The organism is Aliiroseovarius sp. PrR006 (assembly GCF_010500215.1).
In the GTDB taxonomy this organism is placed as follows: Bacteria; Pseudomonadota; Alphaproteobacteria; order Rhodobacterales; family Rhodobacteraceae; genus Aliiroseovarius.
In genome coordinates this window covers 1,542,592-1,562,278 of sequence record NZ_JAAGOY010000004.1, presented here as the reverse complement: position 1 = coordinate 1,562,278, position 19,687 = coordinate 1,542,592, and the positions used below count along the sequence as shown (strand labels likewise).

19 protein-coding genes are annotated in these 19,687 nt (G+C 61.4%); 10 read left to right on the top strand and 9 right to left on the bottom strand.

Translation table 11 applies throughout. From position 1 onward, the window contains the following. Positions 1-11 precede the first annotated feature (11 nt). Together G0Q00_RS07660 and G0Q00_RS07655 are read right to left on the bottom strand one after the other, a co-directional pair. Positions 12-596: a GcrA family cell cycle regulator gene (locus tag G0Q00_RS07660; RefSeq protein ID WP_163037880.1), complete on the bottom strand. Its 585-nt coding sequence runs from the start codon at positions 594-596 to the stop codon at positions 12-14. 107 nt (positions 597-703) lie between these two features. After that, on the bottom strand, positions 704-1,579 hold the full coding sequence (locus tag G0Q00_RS07655) for a DMT family transporter (RefSeq protein WP_163037879.1): 876 nt from the start codon (positions 1,577-1,579) through the stop codon (positions 704-706). Between the two features lie 247 nt (positions 1,580-1,826). Here G0Q00_RS07655 and G0Q00_RS07650 point away from each other — a divergent pair, with 247 nt between their 5' ends. After that, positions 1,827-3,008: an aspartate aminotransferase family protein gene (locus tag G0Q00_RS07650; protein WP_163037877.1), complete on the top strand. Its 1,182-nt coding sequence runs from the start codon at positions 1,827-1,829 to the stop codon at positions 3,006-3,008. Next, positions 3,005-3,931, top strand: coding sequence for an ornithine carbamoyltransferase (gene argF, locus G0Q00_RS07645; RefSeq protein ID WP_163037875.1), 927 nt, complete (start codon positions 3,005-3,007; stop codon positions 3,929-3,931). The genes G0Q00_RS07650 and argF overlap by 4 nt, the downstream gene beginning before the upstream one ends. 70 nt (positions 3,932-4,001) lie before the next feature. Here argF and G0Q00_RS07640 read toward each other — a convergent pair whose 3' ends face one another. From G0Q00_RS07640 to hrpB, 3 genes are all read right to left on the bottom strand, one after another. Then, entirely contained in the window at positions 4,002-5,483 is a 1,482-nt protein-coding gene (locus tag G0Q00_RS07640; protein WP_163037873.1) for an inorganic phosphate transporter, read from the bottom strand. A 128-nt stretch (positions 5,484-5,611) separates the two neighbouring features. Then, entirely contained in the window at positions 5,612-6,070 is a 459-nt protein-coding gene (locus tag G0Q00_RS07635; protein ID WP_163037871.1) for an NUDIX hydrolase, read from the bottom strand. Positions 6,071-6,186: 116 nt separating this feature from the next. Further along, on the bottom strand, positions 6,187-8,640 hold the full coding sequence (hrpB, locus tag G0Q00_RS07630) for an ATP-dependent helicase HrpB (RefSeq protein WP_163037869.1): 2,454 nt from the start codon (positions 8,638-8,640) through the stop codon (positions 6,187-6,189). 131 nt (positions 8,641-8,771) lie between these two features. On the opposite strand from hrpB, the gene meaB reads away from it, so the two are divergent. The 5 genes from meaB to G0Q00_RS07605 all read left to right on the top strand — a co-directional run bounded on the left by meaB (position 8,772) and on the right by G0Q00_RS07605 (position 13,401). After that, the gene (meaB, locus tag G0Q00_RS07625) at positions 8,772-9,746 is read left to right on the top strand and encodes a methylmalonyl Co-A mutase-associated GTPase MeaB (protein ID WP_163037867.1); all 975 of its coding nucleotides are present in this window, start codon (positions 8,772-8,774) and stop codon (positions 9,744-9,746) included. Between the two features lie 283 nt (positions 9,747-10,029). After that, a complete protein-coding gene (locus tag G0Q00_RS07620; RefSeq protein WP_163037865.1) occupies positions 10,030-11,859 on the top strand; it encodes an ABC transporter ATP-binding protein in 1,830 nt (609 codons plus the stop codon). 201 nt (positions 11,860-12,060) lie between these two features. Next, a complete protein-coding gene (gene rpmB / locus G0Q00_RS07615) occupies positions 12,061-12,348 on the top strand; it encodes a 50S ribosomal protein L28 (protein WP_163037863.1) in 288 nt (95 codons plus the stop codon). Positions 12,349-12,478: 130 nt separating this feature from the next. Then, a complete protein-coding gene (locus tag G0Q00_RS07610) occupies positions 12,479-12,826 on the top strand; it encodes a hypothetical protein (RefSeq protein WP_163037861.1) in 348 nt (115 codons plus the stop codon). A 50-nt stretch (positions 12,827-12,876) separates the two neighbouring features. Next, positions 12,877-13,401 carry a copper chaperone PCu(A)C gene (locus G0Q00_RS07605; protein WP_163038379.1) on the top strand — a complete coding sequence of 175 codons (525 nt, stop codon included), beginning with the start codon at positions 12,877-12,879 and terminating at the stop codon, positions 13,399-13,401. A 123-nt stretch (positions 13,402-13,524) separates the two neighbouring features. Here the strand turns inward: G0Q00_RS07605 and G0Q00_RS07600 are convergent, their stop codons facing one another. Together G0Q00_RS07600 and G0Q00_RS07595 are read right to left on the bottom strand one after the other, a co-directional pair. Further along, entirely contained in the window at positions 13,525-14,214 is a 690-nt protein-coding gene (locus G0Q00_RS07600; protein ID WP_163037859.1) for an NAD-dependent deacylase, read from the bottom strand. Beyond that, positions 14,211-14,861 carry a helix-turn-helix domain-containing protein gene (locus G0Q00_RS07595; RefSeq protein ID WP_163037857.1) on the bottom strand — a complete coding sequence of 217 codons (651 nt, stop codon included), beginning with the start codon at positions 14,859-14,861 and terminating at the stop codon, positions 14,211-14,213. The genes G0Q00_RS07600 and G0Q00_RS07595 overlap by 4 nt, the downstream gene beginning before the upstream one ends. 124 nt (positions 14,862-14,985) lie before the next feature. On the opposite strand from G0Q00_RS07595, the gene G0Q00_RS07590 reads away from it, so the two are divergent. Then, positions 14,986-15,438: a low molecular weight protein-tyrosine-phosphatase gene (locus G0Q00_RS07590; protein ID WP_163037855.1), complete on the top strand. Its 453-nt coding sequence runs from the start codon at positions 14,986-14,988 to the stop codon at positions 15,436-15,438. Here the strand turns inward: G0Q00_RS07590 and G0Q00_RS07585 are convergent. Beyond that, the gene (locus G0Q00_RS07585; RefSeq protein ID WP_163037853.1) at positions 15,435-15,740 is read right to left on the bottom strand and encodes a hypothetical protein; all 306 of its coding nucleotides are present in this window, start codon (positions 15,738-15,740) and stop codon (positions 15,435-15,437) included. The genes G0Q00_RS07590 and G0Q00_RS07585 overlap by 4 nt on opposite strands. Positions 15,741-15,888: 148 nt before the next feature. Continuing rightward, positions 15,889-16,938 (bottom strand): Glu/Leu/Phe/Val dehydrogenase, encoded by a 1,050-nt coding sequence (locus G0Q00_RS07580; RefSeq protein WP_163037852.1) that lies wholly within the window; start codon positions 16,936-16,938, stop codon positions 15,889-15,891. 124 nt (positions 16,939-17,062) lie between these two features. Here G0Q00_RS07580 and G0Q00_RS07575 point away from each other — a divergent pair, with 124 nt between their 5' ends. Then, positions 17,063-17,518 (top strand): Lrp/AsnC family transcriptional regulator, encoded by a 456-nt coding sequence (locus G0Q00_RS07575; RefSeq protein ID WP_163037850.1) that lies wholly within the window; start codon positions 17,063-17,065, stop codon positions 17,516-17,518. A 52-nt stretch (positions 17,519-17,570) separates the two neighbouring features. Next, positions 17,571-19,370, top strand: coding sequence for a translation elongation factor 4 (gene lepA / locus G0Q00_RS07570; protein ID WP_163037848.1), 1,800 nt, complete (start codon positions 17,571-17,573; stop codon positions 19,368-19,370). Positions 19,371-19,687 lie beyond the last annotated feature (317 nt).

Below are 19,687 nucleotides of genomic sequence, written 5' to 3'. Positions count from 1 at the left end.
GTCGCGGTTGATTACCGCTTGCGGTCGCGGCGCGAGGACATGGGCTGGAATGCTACGCCCACATGGGCCTCGCAATACGGTTTGCCTTGCTGCACGCCCAGACCGCAGAACCAGAAATCATCGGTGGCCGGGTCACCCACGGGCCATTTGCAGGTCTTCTCGGTCAGTTCCATCAGGTTCAAGCGCTTGGCGCCCTTTTCAACTTCGCTGACTTTGGCCAGAGCCTCGGGGCTGATTTCATTGGCCGAGGGCTGCGGGGGCAGGGGTTGGCCGGCCGGAATGATTGCCTTGCGCGCGGGTGATACGGGCTTTGCTTCGGCTGCTGGAGCTTCTGCCGGTTTCGGCGCAGGATCGGCGGCTTTCTTTGGCGCGGGTTTGGGCTTTGCGGCTGCCTTCGGTTTGGCCGCTGCCTTGGCCTTGTCCGCAGCGGGCGCTTTGGTGCCGCCAGCCGAACGGTTGGACAGGCCCAGACGATGCACCTTGCCGATGACCGCATTGCGGGTCACACCACCAAGTTCCTTGGCGATGACCGAGGCCGATTGACCCTCGCCCCACATCTTTTTCAGGATTTCTACGCGCTCGTCGGTCCAGGACATGCTTTCTTCCCGTCTGCTTGGGGGCGGCCGTTCCCGGTCAGGCCCCTGTAAATTCACAAGTCCCTATACTAGTCACCCACGCGGCGGATACAAGCCAAGAAGCCGCTTTACTTGGCCTGTCGTCCTTCGCGCCACGCCAGAATGGCGCCGCCCGCCACGATAATGGCTGCGCCAAGTGCGCTGACCCACCCCGGCGCCACGCCGAACAGGCCGAAATCATAGAGCGCGGCGAAGATCAGTGTGGCGTAGGAAAACGGCACGACAAAGCTGGCATCGGCGCGTCGGATCGCCTGCACGTAACATGCCTGCGCCGCGGCCATCATGAAGCCAAGCGCGGCCAGCACGGCCCATTGCGCGGGCGTCGGGGTTTGCCACACGAACAGCACGGCGCAAGAGGCAATCGTTAGGCCGATGGCGTTGTTGACGACGAGGATCTGCAGGGGTGCCTCGCGTCCGGCCAGCCGTTTGATAAAGATGGTCTCGAGTCCCAAGAGCGCTGCGGCTCCAAGTGCCAGCAGTGCTGCGGGATCAAAGCTGGACGCGCCCGGGCGGATCAAAATCAGCGCCCCTGTCAGCGCCATCGCGACCGAAAGCCAGCGCCAAGGGCCGACGCGTTCACCCAGCAAGGGGATCGCCAGTAGCATGGCGAAGACAGGGTTCAGGAACGAGATTGCCGTGGCATCGGCCAAAGGGATCAGCGTGGCTGCGGCAAACATCAGGGTTACCCCAGCGAACCCGGCGGCAGACCGCGCGGCGTGGAGTTTCAGGTTGGGGCGCATGATGCGCAGCCGTCGAAACAGCGCAAAGCTGCCGATCGCCAGAAATGCAAAGGTAAATCTCCCATGGGTGATCTGGAATGGATGCAGTGGATCGCCCAGCAGGTCCGTCCCTGCCAGCTTCGCCATCAGGGTCGTGCCCGCGATGAACACAGTGGCCACCAGCATGAAGCCAACGGCGACGAGGGGAGCGTTGCGCGTTTCCATGCATCCCTCCTACGCGCGCCTCTCCAGATTGAAAAGGCTGGACAGCACGGTCGCGATCCCCTATCCCGCCCCCATGATCAAACGCCTGCATATCGCTGAAACCCGACGCCGACGCACCCGCGCCTGACGTCCCGTTCGTTTGTTCTTGCGCACCGTTTGCGCAAACCCATCCAAAACCATCTGGAAATTGTTGACTTGAAGCCCGCCATCCGGCACCCAAAGGCTTCTTTTTGAAGAGGATACCGCCATGATCCCGTCGCTTTTGCCGACCTATAACCGTGTAGACCTTGCTTTCGAGCGTGGCCAGGGCAGCTGGCTTGTCACGGATGGGGGCGAGCGATACCTGGATCTGGGCGCGGGCATCGCGGTGAACGCGTTGGGCCATGCCCATCCAGCGCTGGTCGACGTGCTGGCCGAACAGGGCGCCAAGCTTTGGCATGTGTCGAACCTCTATAAGATCCCGCAGCAGCAGACGTTGGCCGATCAGCTGGTCGATCTGACCTTTGCCGACACCGTGTTCTTCACCAACTCGGGCACCGAGGCGTGCGAGCTGGCGGTGAAGATGGCGCGGAAATACTGGTCGGATAAAGGCGAGGACCGCGCGCGGATCATTGGCTTTGAGGGCTCGTTCCACGGACGGTCGTCCGCGGGGATTGCCGCCGCGGGTGGCGAGAAGCTAACCGCTGGCTTTGGCCCGCTTCTGCCCGGCTTCACGCATCTGCCGTTCGGCGACCTTGACGGTCTGACCAACGAATTGGCCGAGGGCGACGTCGCCGCCGTGATCATCGAACCCGTACAGGGCGAGGGCGGCATCCGTCCCGTTCCAGATGACGAGCTGAAGGCAATCCGCGCCGCCTGTGACGACGCTGGAGCTCTGCTGATCTTTGACGAGGTTCAATGCGGCATGGGCCGGACCGGAAAACTGTTCGCGCACGAGTTTTCGGGCGTCACGCCAGATATCATGATGGTCGCCAAGGGCATCGGCGGGGGCTTCCCGCTGGGTGCTGTGCTGGCAACCGAAGACGCAGCCAGCGGCATGGTCGCGGGCACGCACGGGTCCACCTATGGCGGCAACCCGCTGGCCTGTGCCGTCGGCTCGAAAGTGACCGAGATCGTCGCCGATCCCGAGTTTCTGTCCGAGGTCAGCCGCAAGGCCGGTCTGTTCCGTCAGAAGCTGGAGGGCCTTGTCGCCGAACATCCCGATGTCTTCGAGGCCGTGCGCGGGTCGGGCCTGATGCTGGGCCTGAAATGCAAGGCGACCAACATGGACGTGCTGGCGAAATGCTATGACGCGAACCTGCTCTGCGTGCCCGCCGGCGACAACGTGCTGCGCATCCTGCCCGCGCTGACCATTGAAGACGAAGACATTGCGGAGGCGATCACCCGCCTTGAAACCGCTGCCAAGGCTGTGGAGGGCCAGAGCGCATGACACATTTCCTCGATATCAACGCTACTGATACCAGCGATCTGAAAAACATCATCTCGGAAGCACACCGGATCAAAGCCGCGCGCGCAGGCCGCCCCAAGGGGGCATTGGATGACGAAAAGCCGCTGGACGGCCACATGGTCGCGCTGATCTTTGAAAAGCCCTCGACCCGGACGCGCGTCAGCTTTGACGTGGGTGTGCGTCAGATGGGCGGGCAGACCATGGTTCTGTCCGGCTCGGAAATGCAGCTGGGCCATGGTGAAACGGTTGCCGATACCGCCAAGGTGCTGTCCCGTTATGTCGACATGATCATGATCCGGACCTTCGAAGAGGCGACCTTGCTTGAGATGGCCGAGCACGCCGACGTGCCGGTGATCAATGGGCTGACCAACCGCTCGCACCCCTGCCAGATCATGGCCGACATCCTGACCTACGAAGAGCATCGCGGATCCATCGAGGGCAAGAAAGTCGTCTGGGCCGGTGACGGCAACAACGTCTGTGCATCGTTCCTGCACGCCGCTGGCCAGTTCGGCTTTGACCTGACCTTTACCGGACCCGAGGTTCTTGACCCCGAGGCTGCGTTCGTCAACGAAGCGCGCGACAAGGGGGCCAACATCGAAATCGTGCGTGATCCTGTTGCGGCCGTCGAAGGCGCTGACCTGATCGTCGCAGACACCTGGGTGTCGATGCACGACGCGCCATCGGCCCGTGAACGTCGTCACAATTTGTTGCGGCCTTATCAGATCAATGACGACCTGATGGCACATGCCAAACCGGATGCGCTGTTCATGCACTGCTTGCCAGCCCACCGCGAAGAGGAAGTAACGAACTCGGTCATGGATGGCCCGCAGTCCGTGATTTTTGACGAAGCTGAAAACCGCCTGCACGCGCAGAAAGCCGTGATGCGCTGGTGCTTGGGCAAGTAAGCAGCTACTCAGCTCCAATAGAAAAGGGCGCCTCAACAGGCGCCCTTTTTTGTTTCGACTGTCCCGTGGATCACGCCACGATGGAGTTCAGCAGATAGAAGATCACGGCCGACATCATTGCGGCAGCGGGTACGGTAATCACCCACGCGGCCACGATGGTCATGAAGTGCGAGCGGCGTACCAGCTTGCGACGGCGGCGTTCCTCGGGGGCGATGCGTTTTGCCTCGGGGCGAGTTGCGCGCGAGTTGCGCAGACGGCGCTCCATGTGGAATTCGCGGTAGAAGCCAACGCCAAAGACGCCGCCGACCGCGATATGGGTCGAGCTGACCGGCAGGCCCAGCCAGCTGGCGACAATCACGGTGATCGCGGCCGAAAGCGCGACGCAATAGGCACGCATCGGGTTCAGCTTGGTGATCTGGCTGCCTACCATGCGGATCAGTTTCGGGCCGAACAGCATCAGGCCGAAGCTGATGCCGAACGCGCCAATGACCATGACCCATGTGGGGATCGAGACCTTGGCGGCGAAGTCGCCCACACTTTCCACGTGCACGATTGCGGCTAAGGGACCAACGGCGTTTGCCACGTCATTTGCACCGTGTGCGAATGACAGCAGGGCTGCCGAGAAGATCAGCGGCAGGGCAAACAGGGTCTTCAGCGACTTGGTGCGGTTCTCAAGCCCTTCTGCCTGACGGGCGATCAGCGGTGCGGTGATTACGTAAGCCGCACCACCCACGGCGGCCCCAATCAGAAGCGCGGTGCCGAGGTCGATCTTCACGATCCGCTTCAGGCCTTTGATCGACAGATAGGCGCCGAAGGCGGCGGCCATGATCCCGATCAGGATTGGCACCCAGCGTTTGGCCGCAGCAATCTTGTCTTCCTGATAAACGATCTTGTGCTTGATCAGCGCCAGAAAGGCCGCAGCGATGACACCACCCAGAACCGGCGAAATTACCCAGCTGGCCGCGATCTTGCCCATAGTGGGCCAGCTGACGGCAGCAAAGCCTGCGGCTGCGATGCCCGCACCCATGACGCCGCCCACGACCGAGTGCGTGGTCGACACCGGAGCGCCAACCCAAGTGGCAAGGTTCACCCACAACGCAGACGAGATCAGCGCAGCCATCATGGCCCAGACAAAGGTGCGCGAGTGGTCAAAGCCTGATGGGTCGATAATGCCCTTCGAGATGGTCGAAACAACGTCGCCACCCGCCAGAAGCGCACCCGCGCTTTCGAACAGGACTGCAATCACGATGGCGCCCCCCATGGTCAGCGCATTTGCACCTACCGCAGGCCCCATGTTGTTGGCCACGTCATTCGCGCCGATGTTCAGGGCCATATAGGCACCAAACGCGGCAGCGATGACGACGACCAGAGACGTCGGGGTTTGGCCAAAGAATACTGCGGCGCCTAGAGCGGCAATCACGATGAAAGCCAAAGCTACGCCCATGCCCACCAGCGGGCGCGCCACCAGCTGGGTTGCATATTCAACTTGGGTGATCTTGTTCAGGTCCTTGTCCAGTGTCTTCCACTGGTTGCCGCTGTTCTCGCCGCTCATGTCCCATCCTCGCAAGCTGCTTGTCACACGGCCGTTACGCAGCCGTTACAATTCAGCGCCTGCGCTAGCTTGTCAGGACTGCGATTGCAACAGATTCTGTGATGGAAATGCCTTGTGGCGTGGGGAAATCAGAAATCACGCAACAGTTTGCGCAAACCTTTTTCCTGCACCATCTCGGCGGCCTCTTCTGGCGACACCCACGCGCGAGAGCGCTCGTCGGCCTCGGGGAAGTCGTTTTCCAGCTTTTTGACCTTCAGCGGGAATACTGTGGCTGAACAGTGGGCTAACCCACCGTCGTCCAGTTCCTTGGCATAGCTGTATTCGCCGATGGGCGCGCGATCCAACTGGCCTTTCTTGACCCCAGCCTCTTCCCAAGCTTCCTGAGCAGCGGCGTCAGCGTCATTCGTGCCTTCCATCGGCCAGCCTTTGGGCAGGATCCAACGTCCGGTTCCGCGAGAGGTGACCAGCAGCACTTCCTTGTCATCGCCTTGGCCACGATAGCACAGCGCCGCAACCTGAGGACGGCTGGGGCGTTTCAGCATTGGCGATAGGACTTCGTCCCAAGCTTGTTTCAAAAGCGACGACATAGGGGGCCTGTGGTATTCTTGCTCATTCTTTTACTTGTTGCGCTGTTAAATAACGGTTTGCGACTAAATTGCAAGTAAACGGGCCGTGATTAGGTGTTTGGGGCCGGTTTGCGTGGCTATTTGCCCCTTGGTTTGGCGCGCAAGGTCGGGTCTGCGACAGTTGGATCCTCGGGCCAGGGGTGCTTGGGGTAGCGCCCGCGCATGTCCTTGCGCACATCGGCATAGCTGGTGGCCCAGAAGTTCGGGATGTCCGTTGTCGTCTGCACCGGTCGGCGTGCGGGTGACAGCAATGTCACACGCAGCGGAGTCTTGCCCACGGTCGGGTGACGGGTGACGCCGAACATCTCTTGCAGGCGCAGGCTGATCTCGGGCGTGTCGCCGGAATAGTCGATGGGGGTTTTGTGCCCCAGTGGCGTGATGAAATGGGCAGGCGCCTCGGTATCCAGCCGAGACATCTGGTTCCAGTCAAGCATAGCGCGCAGGGCATCGAGGATGTCGAACTTCTTCCAGTCGGCGGTGGTTTTGACGCCCGTCAGGTGCGGCAGTAGCCACTCTTCAAGCGTGTCCATCAGGGCGGGCTCGGTCATCTCGGGCAGGCTGTTACCTCCGGCCCGCACCAGTTCGACCCGCGCGATGAACCGTTTTGCAGCAGCCGAGGGTCGCAGCCCTATGTCGCGCACGCCGTCGAGCATCGCTTGTGCCACAGTATCTTTCGGCGCGTCCTTCCAGATGCGGTCATCCAGTACTACTGCACCCAGGCATTCCTGCCGCCGCGCAATCACACGCCCTTCGCGTTTCGACCACGCGCAGCTGTCTACCCAGCGGATCTGATCTTCAAACTGTTCGCGCAACTCGCTTTCGCCGATCTGGATCGCTTGCCGCACACGCGCCTCGCGCGGGTTGCCGTCCGTGTCGGTGATCACCAACAAGCGCGACCCGGCCAGCACGTCGCCTTCGTCCATCACCGCGCCTTTGCCGCCGGACATCACAAAACGCGGGATGTCACCGGGGCGCCGCAAGGCCACCCGGTCGGGATAGGCCAAAGCCGCCATCTGCGCGGGGCTTAGGTCCGGGCGGGCATCCCCGGCCATCCGGCGTAGGCGCTTGGCCTCGGTCCGGATACGTTCGATACCGCCCCGGTTTGCCTGAATGCCGCGCTTGGTCGCAAAGCCTTTCGGATCGCGGATCGCCTCAATCCGCAGGCTCAGGTCCATCGAGACACCACGAGGCAGGGGATCGCGGTCGCTCCAAAGCGCGGCCAAATCGGCGGCATCCGGACCGGCGGTCAGCAGCATATGCCCGAGACGTGGATGCAAAGGCAGACGGGCGAGTTTCGTTCCGTGATCGGTGATCCGTCCTGCATCATCCAACGCGCCCAACCCGCGCAACAGCGCCTGCGCCTCAGAGAGCACACCTGCATTGGGTGGCGTCAGAAACGCCAGTCCCGACCCGTCCGGGCTGCCCCAACCGGCCAGCTCCAACGCCAGAGGGGCAAGGTCTGCGGTTTCGATCTCGGCGGGCGCAAAGGGAGGCATGCCGCCGTCTTCGCCCTTGGTCCACAGCCGGTAACAGGTGCCGGGCGCGACACGGCCAGCACGACCGCGCCGTTGTTCGGACTCGGCCTTGGACACGCGCTCGGTCACCAGTCGGGACATGCCTGAACCCGGATCGAACCGAGCGCGCCGCGCCTGTCCTGCATCCACCACCACGCGGATGTCCTGAATAGTCAGCGAGGTTTCGGCAATCGCGGTCGCCAGCACGATCTTGCGACCCTCTTTCGCGGGTTGAATAGCGGCGCGCTGGGCAGCGAAATCCATCGCGCCATACAGCGTGTGTAGGTGGCAGCCACCGGGCAGACGCCCCTTCAGCGCGCCCTCGCAGCGCCGAATTTCGCCCTCGCCGGGCAGGAAGACCAAGACACCACCCTCGGTTTCGGCCAAAGCGGTCAGAACCAGATCGGCTGTGGCCTCGGGCAGGCGCACGTTTTTCGCCAAGGGCCGTTCCAAATGCCGCGTCTCGACCGGAAAGGCGCGCCCTTCCGAGCGCACAATCGGCGCGTCGTCCAATAACCGCGCCACCGGGTCTGCGTCCAGCGTGGCGGACATCACAACCAGCTTCAGATCATCGCGCAGTGCGCCCATCGCTTCCCATGTCAGCGCCAGCCCCAAATCTGCATTCAGAGAGCGTTCGTGAAACTCGTCAAAGATCACCGCGCCAATGCCGTCCAGCGAAGGATCCGATTGCAGCATCCGCGTCAGGATACCCTCGGTCACGACCTCGACCCGAGTGGATTTCGAGACCTTTGCCTCGCCGCGAATGCGATAGCCGACAGTTTCCCCCGCACGCTCGCCCAACGTCTGTGCCATGCGCTCGGCAGCCCCACGCGCAGCTAAGCGACGTGGCTCTAGCATGATCAGCCGCCCGTCAAACGAACCCGCCTTCAGCATCTCAAGCGGCACCACTGTCGTCTTGCCCGCACCCGGCGGCGCCATCAGTACCGCGCGACCCTGTGCGCGCAATGCGGCCAGCAGATCAGGGATCGCGTCGTGAATGGGCAGTTGGTCCGTCATCCCGCTCTTATCCGACGCTCCGCGCGTCGGGTCCAGCCCAGATCACTGTACGCGCGGGCGCTAACATGCGGCTGGCCTCTGGACAGGGACGCGGCGGCGCGGCATGAACAGGGCAACAAGCGGGAGGCGACATGGACATTCAGGATCTGGCCAATCGGGTGATTGCAGGCGAACGCCGCGCCTTGGCGCGTGCCATCACACTGGTGGAAAGCGGTCGCGCCGATCACCGCGCGCAAGCGGTCGAACTTCTGGAAGCCACCGCGCCTGAGGGTCGTCAGGCGCTGCGTATCGGTCTGTCTGGCACACCCGGCGTCGGCAAGTCGACCTTCATCGAAGCCTTCGGCATGTTCCTGATCGAGAAGGGTCTGAAAGTGGCCGTGCTGGCTGTGGATCCCAGCTCGGCGCGTTCCGGTGGGTCCATTCTGGGCGACAAGACTCGCATGGAAAGCCTGAGCCGCGAAAAGAACGCCTTCATCCGCCCCTCACCGTCGCAGGCGCAGATGGGCGGCGTGGCGCGCCGCACGCGCGAAGCGGTAGCGCTGTGCGAGGCGGCAGGCTTTGACATTGTGCTGATCGAAACCGTGGGCGTCGGCCAGTCTGAAACGATGGTCGCCGAAATGTCGGACCTGTTCCTCCTGCTTCTCGCGCCTGCTGGCGGTGACGAGCTGCAAGGCGTCAAACGCGGCATCATGGAGATCGCCGACCTGATCTTGGTGAATAAGGCCGACGGGCCGCTCAAAGAAACCGCCATGCGCACCTGTGCGGATTATGCCGGTGCCCTACGTCTTCTGCGCAAACGCGTCTATGACCCTGAAGGCTTCCCCAAAGCGCTGATGGTCTCGGCCGTCACCCATGACGGCTTGCCCGACGCGTGGGAGGCCATGACCGAGCTGACAGATTGGCGCCGTGCCGAAGGCCATTGGGACAAGCGTCGCGCAGCCCAAGCCCGCCACTGGTTCGAGGAAGACCTGCGTATCGGCCTGCTCTCGGTGCTGGAAAATCCTGACACCCGTGCCCGGATCGAAACCCTTGGCGCACAGGTGGCAAACGGCACGCTTTCGGCCACGCGCGCCGCCGAGGATATGTTGGGACATTTGAAGATCTAGCGGCCCTTCTTATTTTCTTGCCATAAATATCCTGGGGTGAGCCCCAAAATGGGGCGAGGGGCAAAGCCCCCTCAGGCTCGCGAAGCGAGCCACCGAAACCCCACTTAAAGCCAAAGGTTGATCGGCGCTAACATTTCGGATAGCGTCCCGTCACGGACACCAAGAAGGAATTGCCGGATGCGAGTATTCAGGACCCCATACCACGCGTAAGACGCCGGTCCTGTTAGGCTGTCGTCAGCCTCGCTCCCCCATTTCCATTTCTTTCAGCGCATGAGGCGCAGATATGTTCCGTTTCTTTGAAAATCTAATCGACCCGTTCCGTCCGTCGCCGGATAACACCCCGCCTGCCAAGCTGTGGCCATATCTGAAGTCGCAATATGACGGCTTCGGCAGACTGATGGCATTCATGGCCATGTCGGGTGTCATCGTCGCCCTGATCGAAACCACCCTGATCTTCTATTCGGGCCGCGTGATCGACCTGATGGATGGCAGCACCACCGAAAGCTTCTTCGCCTCCCATGGGGTCGAGTTGCTGTTGGCGGCCCTGTTCATCCTGTTCCTACGCCCCGCCACCATCGGGCTGAACCACCTGCTGCTCGAACAGACCCTCGTAGGCAACCTGCATGACCAAGTCCGCTGGCGTGCGCATAAGCATCTTCTGGGGCAAAGCATGGGCTTTTTCCAGAACGATTTTGCCGGGCGGCTGTCCAATCGCGTGATGCAGCTGGGCGGCGCGGTCGAGGACGGCACCTATATGGCGTTCGAGGGCATCTGGTACGCGCTGACCTATGTGATCGCGGCGGCCCTGATCCTCAGCCAGATCGACCCGCGACTGGCCGCGCCCTTGCTGATCTGGCTGGTGCTTTACGTCATCTACACCCGCTGGGTCGCGCTGCGCGTGGCGTCCGCGTCCGAGAAATGGTCCGACGCACGGTCGCTTCTGTCGGGGCGGATCGTGGACGCCTATGCCAATATTGAAAGCGTCAAACTGTTCTCTCAGGGCGAAAGCGAGGAGCGCTATGTCCTGTCAGCCCTCAAACGTCACCGCCTGCGGTTCCAACGCTTCCTGCGTCTGATGACGGAGCTTAGCTTTGGCCTGAACGTGCTGAACGGGCTGCTGATCGTGGGCGTTCTGGGGACCTCGATCTGGTTCTGGACACGTGGCGTTGTCACCGTGGGCGAGGTCGCTGCGGCCTCGGCCCTGACCATCCGTCTGAACGGCATGTCCGGCTGGATCATGTGGGTCACGGTGCGGCTGTTTGAACATGCGGGCGTGATCCGCGAAGGGTTGCGCTCGATCTCGGTCGAGCATGAAGTGACGGACGCGCCGAACGCGCCTGCGCTGGCGCTGACAAAAGGCGAGATCCAGTTTGACGGGCTAACCCATCACTATGGCAAAGGCTCGGGTGGGTTGGACAATGTCACCCTGTCGGTGCATCCCGGCGAAAAGGTCGGGCTGGTCGGGCGCTCGGGCGCGGGCAAGTCTAGCCTTGTGAACTTGCTTCTGCGCTTCCGCGATCCGGAAGGCGGGCGCATCCTGATCGACGGTCAGGACGTGGCGGGTGTGACGCAAGACAGCCTGCGTGCGCAGATCGGCATGGTCACGCAAGACAGCTCGCTTTTGCACCGCTCGGTGCGTGCGAACTTGCTCTATGGTCGCCCCTCGGCCACCGAGGCCGAGATGATTGCCGCTGCCGAACGGGCCGAAGCGCATGACTTCATCCAGTCGCTAGAAGACCCGGAAGGGCGCACCAGCTATGACGCCCATGTGGGCGAGCGCGGTGTGAAACTTTCAGGCGGCCAACGTCAGCGTGTCGCTATCGCCCGCGTCATGCTGAAGAACGCGCCGATTCTGGTGTTGGACGAGGCAACCTCGGCGCTCGACAGCGAGGTCGAGGCCGCCATCCAGAAGACCCTCTATGGAATGATGGAAGGCAAAACCGTGATCGCCATCGCGCACCGTCTGTCTACCATCGCCCAGATGGACCGCATTGTCGTGCTGGATCAGGGCCGGGTGATCGAAGACGGCAGTCATGACGAACTTCTGGCCGCCAAAGGCACCTATGCCGGGCTGTGGGATCGCCAATCTGGTGGTTTTCTGGCCGAGGAGTAAACAATTGCGGCGGGGCGGAAAATTCCTGCCCCGCGGCCCCGCGACTCACTTGACGTCCCCCGATAAGGCGTCTATTCACCGCGGACGGAATTCGGGGCGCTGCCGTGGCAGTGCCCGTTTGTATTGACCGGCTGGACGTGAGCGGCGCGAGGGCGCGCTGAAATCTCACCAATCTGGCCCGAGTGAGCAAGGAAAAGAGCCATGTCGCGAGTTTGCGAACTGACCGGAAAAGGCCCGATGACTGGCAACAATGTCAGCCACGCCAAAAACAGAACCCGCCGCCGGTTTCTGCCGAACCTGAACGACGTGACGCTTCAGTCGGAAGCACTGGGTCGCGCGTTCAAACTGCGCATCTCGGCTGCTGCCCTGCGTTCGGTTGACCACCGTGGTGGTCTGGACGCGTTCCTGGCAAAAGCCAAAGACGTTGAGCTGTCGGCCAACGCTCTGAAGATCAAGAAAGAAATCGCGAAAGCTCAGGCAGCCGCCTAAGCCCCGCGCTTTTCTGGATCTACCAGATTTTGAACCGCCCCGGCCCTTGGCTGCGGGCGGTTTTCGCGTGTGTCTCACCTGTTACATTTTGTCACTTGTCGCCCTCGAAAAAGAGGCATAGCTAAGTGGCATGATCAAAGCGGCATTCGCATATGTTTTGGCCTTTGCGCTGACCATCACCAGCTTCGCGCTGGCGGATGCCCGTGGTGAAAACCCGGATATGAATGGTGCGTTTGACATGGTGCTGTGTACCGGTACCGGAATGACCACCATTACGCTTGGCCCGGATGGCGAGCCCATCGAATCGGTGCATCTGTGTCCCGATGGCACGTCGATCTTTGCGGCCGCATTCTCGCTTCCATCCCTTGATATGCCCGAAACACGGGTGATCGCGAGCATCGTCCCTTCGCGTGCCGTCGCCATGCCGGGTCGGGATGAACTGTCCCCGTCTGCCCGAGGTCCCCCGGCGCTGGTCTGATCCCTTCATCAAGACCAACCCAAAGACCAAAGGACAAGACTATGTTCCGTATGAAATCCGTTCTGGCTGCCGGTGCAGCTGCCCTAATCGCCATGCCTGCTTTTGCCGGTGACATCATGATCAACGACGCCTATGCGCGTGCCTCGGGTATGAATGCCAAGGCTGGTGCTGCCTTCTTGCAGATCATGAACCACGGCACTGAGGATGACCGCCTGATCGCCGCGAAATCCGACGCCGCCAAGCGGGTCGAGCTGCACACCCACAAAGAAATCGCCGATGGCGTCATGAAAATGATGGAGGTCGAAGAGGGCTTCCCGATCGCCGCTGGAGGCATGCACGCACTGAAGCGTGGCGGTGACCACGTGATGTTCATGGGCCTGAATGCGCCCTTCGTGGATGGCGAAACCCTGACCGTAACGCTGGTGTTTGAAAAAGCCGGCGAAATGACTGTCGAGATCCCGGTTGATCTGAACCGCAACCCGATGGGCGGCGGCATGCAGCACGGTATGCCTGAAGGTGGCAAAATGGGCGAAGGTCACGGCGCCATGACCCAAGGCGCTGTGGATTCCAACTAAGGACAGCCCTTCAGAATTGGGGGTGCGGGGCGATTATGCGTCCCCGGCCCCGCGCCCCCTTATGGGGTCTCGTCAACCCCGACTGGCCGTAGCGAACCGCTGCGGCCTTTCCTTTTTGGCGGGCTAGCCGAGTACTTCGTCCACCCACGCAGGGACGATCTCGGTTGCGGGTCCAAAGCGCGCGTCGTCGAAGATGCCCGCTGTATCGGAGGGCTCGAGGTTCAGTTCAAGCGTTGGAATGCCCATGGCGCGCGCCTCGCCCACGAACCCGGCGGCAGGGTAGACCGTGCCTGAGGTGCCGATGGCGACGAACAGGTCCGCCTCTCCTAATGCGGCATAGATCGTGTCCATCTGATAGGGCATCTCTCCGAACCACACGATGTCAGGGCGGGTGCGCGGGGCGTTGCAGCTGGGGCAGGGGGCGGACGGAGACATCTCGCGCGGGGCGGGCCAGCGATGATCGCAAGCGGCACAAAGCGCACCCGCCAATTCGCCGTGCATGTGGATCACATTTGTCGCGCCGCCGCGTTCGTGCAGGTCGTCGACATTCTGCGTGACCAGCGTCACATGCCCGGTGTGTTGGGCTTGCAAGCGACCAAGGGCGCCATGTGCGGCGTTTGGCGCGGCCTCCAGACAGTTGGCGCGTCGGGCGTTATAGAACGCATGCACCAGCGCCGGATCACGGGCAAAGCCCTCGGGCGTGGCCACGTCTTCCAGATCATATTTCGTCCAAAGCCCGTCCACATCGCGAAACGTTCCTAACCCGCTTTCAGCCGAAATACCGGCGCCGGTCAGGATCAGGATATGTGTCATTTAAAGCCGCCATAGATGTCCATTGCCTTTTGCAACAGATCAAGCAGCGCGGCCACTTGCAAGGGATCCTGCGCGGCGATTTCACCTTGGGCCGCGAAATTAGCCACGCGCTGTTCGCCCTGTGCAACCGCTTCAAGATCCTGCCAGGCGAAGCCAAGCCGCACCGGGGCCAGCGGCATCGACCCGGCGACCATGGCCGCGCGTCCCTGCGAAACGGTCAGCGAGAACGGCGCATCGTCCAGCCAGATCTCGGCTCGCAATTCGTCCAGAGGTCCGGCGGCACGCTCGATCGCGCCAGCCAGAACTGCAACCTGCGACGACGGTGCGTTGGTCGGGGCGGCATTCTCGGGCGCTGGAATGTCGCGGCCAAACCTGGCCAGTTCAAACAGGATCCCGCGCGTTGCTTGCCCACGCTCGGTCAGTGCGTAGACGCGCCCGGTTTTTGACACCAAGCCTGCCTCGACCAGTTCGGCCAGACGGGCAGACAGCATATTGGTCGCGATGCCGGGCAGCCCGTCGCGCAGCTTTCCAAAGCCGGACGGACCTGCGTGCAGCTCGCGCAGCACATGCAGTGCCCAGCGGTTGCCCAGCAGGTCAAGAGAAAGAGAAATCGGACAGTTCAGAGAGTAAGGTTTTGCACGCGACATGACCTGCTTTTGACCCAGTGCCGACGGGGCCGCAAGACACGATCTGCACCCTAAGCGAAACAGCGCCCGCCAGGGGTGTTCACAAGCAGGTGACAGCCCGCGTCGCCGACGCTACAACCGGCCCATGACCACACGTATTCTTTTCGTTTGCCTTGGAAATATCTGCCGATCCCCCAGCGCCGAGGGCGTCTTTCGCGCGCTTGCCGCCGAGGCAGGGCTTGAGGTAGAAACCGACAGCGCCGGGACCTCGGATTGGCACGTGGGCAACCCGCCCTATGCCCCGATGCAGGCCGCCGCCAAAGCGCGCGGCTTTGATCTGTCCGATTTGCGTGCCCGCCAGTTCACGGCCCGGGATTTCGAGGCCTTCGACCTGATCATCGGCATGGATGATAGTAACGTTGGGAGTATCGAGCGCCTGCGCCCTGCGGGATCACAGACGCCGGTTCAGATCTTCACGGATTTCACGTCCGAGACCGGAATGGATCATGTGCCGGACCCGTATTACACGCGCGATTTCGACCAGACGCTTGATCTGGTTCAGGCGGCTTCACTGGGGTTGATTGCGCGACTGTCTTAGTTGCAGTGTTGCGATACCAGCTCGCCAAATTGCTTGTATCTTTTCCAGAACTGCTCGTCCGAGCGCCGGTCGGATTGGCGCGTTGATTGGCTTTTGTGGGGATCACTAAAGAACTTCGCCACTTTCGAGCGCTCTCCGCCGGACAGGGTCGCATCGGCAACGCGCTGAATGCAGCGGCATAGGCTGCGCGTGGCATCAGGGCGATCTGCCTTCAGACAGGCGCGTTCAATCGTGCCGCCATAGGCTGAAGGGCCCGATAGCATCGCGGTCGCCAAGGTCACTGCAAGAACTGCTCGTTTCATACCATCACCTAAATATGTGCCTGTTTGGGTCTGTTGCCCGATTTGCACACAGGATACCGACAGAACGTGCCAGATGCAATTTGCCCCGCGCTTCAATGCGCGGGTTTCCGGCACTGCCCGGTCGATGGACCGGGCAGTGCCAATCCGTTTACGCGGCGCGCGGCGTCATCGAGCGGGTGACCACATCCTGTGCCACCACGGCCGGGCTGACATTCGCCTCTTTCGCGCTGGTTAGGATGTCACCCATGGTTCTATCCAAGGCGCGCAGCTTTTCATCTACCCAATCGACCTGGTTTTCGATGCCAAGGATCTCGGTCGCGGCGTTGATGATGCCACCTCCGTTCGCGACATAATCGGGCGCATAAAGGATCCCGCGACCGTGCAGCAGTTCGGCATCTTGGGGCGTGGCTAGCTGGTTGTTGGCACCGCCCGCCACGGCTTTCACTTTTAGCATCGGAATGGTGTTCGCGTTCAGGATGCCACCAATTGCACAGGGCGCAAAAATATCGGCTTCGACCGCATAGATCTCGTCCAGCGACACGGGTGTTGCCCCCAGCGACGCGACAGCGGCCTGAACACGGTCGGGATCAATGTCGGTGACGATCAACTCGGCGCCTGCGGCTTTCAGGCGATGACACAGGTTCCATCCCACATGCCCCAATCCCTGAACCGAGATCACGCGGCCGTTCAGCGACGCATCGCCAAGCGCGTGCGCGGATACCTGACGGATCGCGTTGAAAATCCCGCGCGCGGTGATTGGAGAGGGGTCGCCCGATGCAAACTTGCCGTCCGCCAGCCCGGCGACGTAGCGCGATTCCTTGGCCACTTCGGCCATGTCTGCGGGTGTCATGCCCATGTCTTCGGCTGTCCAGTACCGGCCTTCGCAGGCTTCAACCGCTTTCCCGAACGCACGCAGCAGTTCGGGTGTTTTCAGCGTCGCAGGATCGCCCATGATCACGGATTTCCCGCCGCCCAAAGGCAGTCCCGCCGCCGCGTTTTTATAGGTCATGCCCTCGGATAAGCGCAGTGTGTCCGTCAACGCCTCGTCCTCGGACCCGTATGGTTTCATCCGCAAGCCGCCCGCCGCCGGACCAAGCGCTGTCGAGTGGATGGCGATAAATCCAACCAACCCAAACTCAGCTGCTTCGACGCGATAGACGCCTTCATGCGTGTGCGATGCCACTTGTGTGATGTTCATGATGTCCTCCCTGTTATTAACAGGCTAACAACACGACTTGGGGGAATTTCACCAAAATCAGGCGTCGACTCGTAAAAGCTTAGAGATTATCTTATGTGAAATACGTCACGACGAGAGAAATCTAATGGACGCCATCGACCGCCGCATCATCGCTGCCCTGCAAGAGAATGGACGCCAGAAGCTTGGGGAGCTTGCTGATTCCGTCGGTCTGTCCCCCACACCCTGCGCCCGCCGCATCACCGCACTGGAGGAGGCTGGCGTGATCACCGGCTATGGCGCGCGCGTCGATCAGGCCAAACTTGGCTTGCCGGTGACGGTCTTCATCTCGGTCGAATTGGAAAGCCAAATGGGCGAGGCCGTCACCAAATTCGAACGCGCCGTTTCGCGCATGGACGAGGTGATGGAATGCCACTTGATGAGCGGCAACCGGGACATCCTGCTGCGCGTCGCCGTCGCCGACCTGACGGCCTTTGACCGCTTCATGGAAGAGAAACTGATGCGTGTGGACGGCATCGCACGGATGCGGTCGAGCTTTACCTTGCGGACTATGGTGAAGCGGAATGTGATGCCGATGGAGTGAGGGATGCATCGAAGTCCTTGACGGCCCTTAAAAACCACATCATATCCCGCCTATGACCGACCTGAAACACATCCGCAATTTCTCGATCGTGGCGCATATTGACCACGGTAAATCCACGTTGGCTGATCGTCTCATCCAAGAGACGAACACCGTTGCCGACCGTGACATGAAAGAGCAGATGCTCGACAGTATGGATATCGAGCGCGAGCGCGGGATTACCATCAAGGCCAACACTGTTCGGATCGAATACTCGGCGGATAATGGCGAGGATTATATCCTTAACCTGATCGACACCCCCGGCCACGTTGACTTCGCCTACGAGGTTAGCCGCTCGATGAAAGCGGTCGAGGGTTCGCTGCTGGTGGTCGACTCGACCCAAGGCGTGGAAGCGCAAACGCTGGCCAACGTGTATCAGGCCATCGACGCTGACCACGAGATCGTGCCGGTTCTGAACAAGATCGACCTGCCCGCCAGCGACTGTGACCGCGTGGCCGAGCAGATCGAGGATGTGATCGGCATTGACGCATCCGGTGCCATTCAGGTGTCCGCCAAGACCGGGCAGGGCATCCGCGAGACGCTGGAAGCCATTGTTAACGAGCTGCCCGCCCCGAAAGGCGACCCCGATGCGCCCCTGAAGGCGATGCTGGTGGACAGCTGGTATGACGCTTATCTGGGCGTGATCGTTCTGATCCGCGTGATCGACGGTAAGCTGAAAAAGGGCGAGCGGATCCGCATGCTCTCGACCAATGCCGTTTATCCTGTGGACCGCGTGGGCGTCTTCACGCCCGAGATGCAGCCCATCGACGTGCTGGGCCCCGGCGAAATCGGCTTCCTGACTGCCTCGATCAAGCAGGTGCGCGACACGCGTGTGGGCGACACGATCACCCACGAAAAGAAAGGCACCGAAGACGCGCTGCCCGGCTTCAAGCCCGCCCAGCCCGTGGTGTTCTGTGGTCTTTTCCCTGTCGACAGCGCCGAGTTCGAAGACCTGCGCGACTCTATCGAAAAGCTCGCCCTGAACGACGCGTCGTTCAGCTATGAAATGGAAACCTCTGCCGCGCTGGGCTTTGGCTTCCGCTGCGGTTTCCTTGGCCTGCTGCACCTCGAAGTGATCCGCGACCGGATCGAACGCGAATACAACATCGAACTGATCACCACCGCGCCTTCGGTCATCTATCACGTCTATCTGAAAGACGGCACGATGATGGAGCTGCACAACCCCGCCGACATGCCCGACCTGTCGACCGTCGACCACCTGGAAGAGCCGCGTATCAAGGCGACCATCCTTGTGCCCGACGAGTATCTGGGCGACGTGTTGAAGCTGTGCCAAGACCGCCGTGGTATCCAGATGGATCTGACCTATGCAGGCTCGCGCGCCATGGTCGTCTATGACCTGCCGCTGAACGAGGTTGTCTTCGACTTCTATGATCGTCTGAAATCGGTAACAAAAGGTTACGCCAGCTTCGACTACCAGATGATCGGCTATCGCGAGGACTTCCTTGTGAAAATGTCCGTTCTGGTGAATGACGAGCCGGTGGACGCACTGTCAACCATGGTGCACCGCGACCGCGCGCAACAGCGTGGCCGCGCCATGTGCGAGAAGCTGAAAGACCTGATCCCGCGCCACATGTTCAAAATCCCGATCCAAGCGGCCATCGGCGGCAAAGTCATCGCCCGCGAGACGCTGTCGGCCATGCGCAAGGACGTGACGGCGAAATGTTATGGCGGCGACGCGACCCGGAAGAAGAAACTGCTGGAGAAGCAGAAAGCGGGGAAGAAGAAGATGCGCCAGTTCGGTAAGGTGGATATCCCACAAGAAGCGTTTATCAACGCGCTGAAGATGGATGATTAAGAATGAAAATGGCCGCGTCAGCGGCCTTTTTCATTCTGTGCGCGGCAGCGAATTAGGTGCAATTGAAAATTGCACCAGTGGGCGGCAGCGAATTGCGCAGCAAATCGCGTGCCCACCCCCTCACAACTCCATCGACTCCGTGTCCACACACTCGTCTATTCAGCCTCCCTCTTGGAGCGCTAACCCGTCGGCCCATCCCAACACCTTCCCGTCCGGTCGACAGACCGGACAACGCCCGACCCTCCCCACGGGAGGGCGTTCCGCCCACCCAGGGTCAGGCGATGTCCTCTTTGCTATGCTGATGTGCAATTTTGGGT

Coding starts and splice junctions, on each gene's coding strand:
- G0Q00_RS07660 (WP_163037880.1), bottom strand. CDS start 596: ATGTCCTGGACCGACGAGCGCGTAGAAATCCTGAAAAAGATGTGGGGC.
- G0Q00_RS07655 (WP_163037879.1), bottom strand. CDS start 1,579: ATGGAAACGCGCAACGCTCCCCTCGTCGCCGTTGGCTTCATGCTGGTG.
- G0Q00_RS07650 (WP_163037877.1), top strand. CDS start 1,827: ATGATCCCGTCGCTTTTGCCGACCTATAACCGTGTAGACCTTGCTTTC.
- argF (WP_163037875.1), top strand. CDS start 3,005: ATGACACATTTCCTCGATATCAACGCTACTGATACCAGCGATCTGAAA.
- G0Q00_RS07640 (WP_163037873.1), bottom strand. CDS start 5,483: ATGAGCGGCGAGAACAGCGGCAACCAGTGGAAGACACTGGACAAGGAC.
- G0Q00_RS07635 (WP_163037871.1), bottom strand. CDS start 6,070: ATGTCGTCGCTTTTGAAACAAGCTTGGGACGAAGTCCTATCGCCAATG.
- hrpB (WP_163037869.1), bottom strand. CDS start 8,640: ATGACGGACCAACTGCCCATTCACGACGCGATCCCTGATCTGCTGGCC.
- meaB (WP_163037867.1), top strand. CDS start 8,772: ATGGACATTCAGGATCTGGCCAATCGGGTGATTGCAGGCGAACGCCGC.
- G0Q00_RS07620 (WP_163037865.1), top strand. CDS start 10,030: ATGTTCCGTTTCTTTGAAAATCTAATCGACCCGTTCCGTCCGTCGCCG.
- rpmB (WP_163037863.1), top strand. CDS start 12,061: ATGTCGCGAGTTTGCGAACTGACCGGAAAAGGCCCGATGACTGGCAAC.
- G0Q00_RS07610 (WP_163037861.1), top strand. CDS start 12,479: ATGATCAAAGCGGCATTCGCATATGTTTTGGCCTTTGCGCTGACCATC.
- G0Q00_RS07605 (WP_163038379.1), top strand. CDS start 12,877: ATGAAATCCGTTCTGGCTGCCGGTGCAGCTGCCCTAATCGCCATGCCT.
- G0Q00_RS07600 (WP_163037859.1), bottom strand. CDS start 14,214: ATGACACATATCCTGATCCTGACCGGCGCCGGTATTTCGGCTGAAAGC.
- G0Q00_RS07595 (WP_163037857.1), bottom strand. CDS start 14,861: ATGTCGCGTGCAAAACCTTACTCTCTGAACTGTCCGATTTCTCTTTCT.
- G0Q00_RS07590 (WP_163037855.1), top strand. CDS start 14,986: ATGACCACACGTATTCTTTTCGTTTGCCTTGGAAATATCTGCCGATCC.
- G0Q00_RS07585 (WP_163037853.1), bottom strand. CDS start 15,740: ATGAAACGAGCAGTTCTTGCAGTGACCTTGGCGACCGCGATGCTATCG.
- G0Q00_RS07580 (WP_163037852.1), bottom strand. CDS start 16,938: ATGAACATCACACAAGTGGCATCGCACACGCATGAAGGCGTCTATCGC.
- G0Q00_RS07575 (WP_163037850.1), top strand. CDS start 17,063: ATGGACGCCATCGACCGCCGCATCATCGCTGCCCTGCAAGAGAATGGA.
- lepA (WP_163037848.1), top strand. CDS start 17,571: ATGACCGACCTGAAACACATCCGCAATTTCTCGATCGTGGCGCATATT.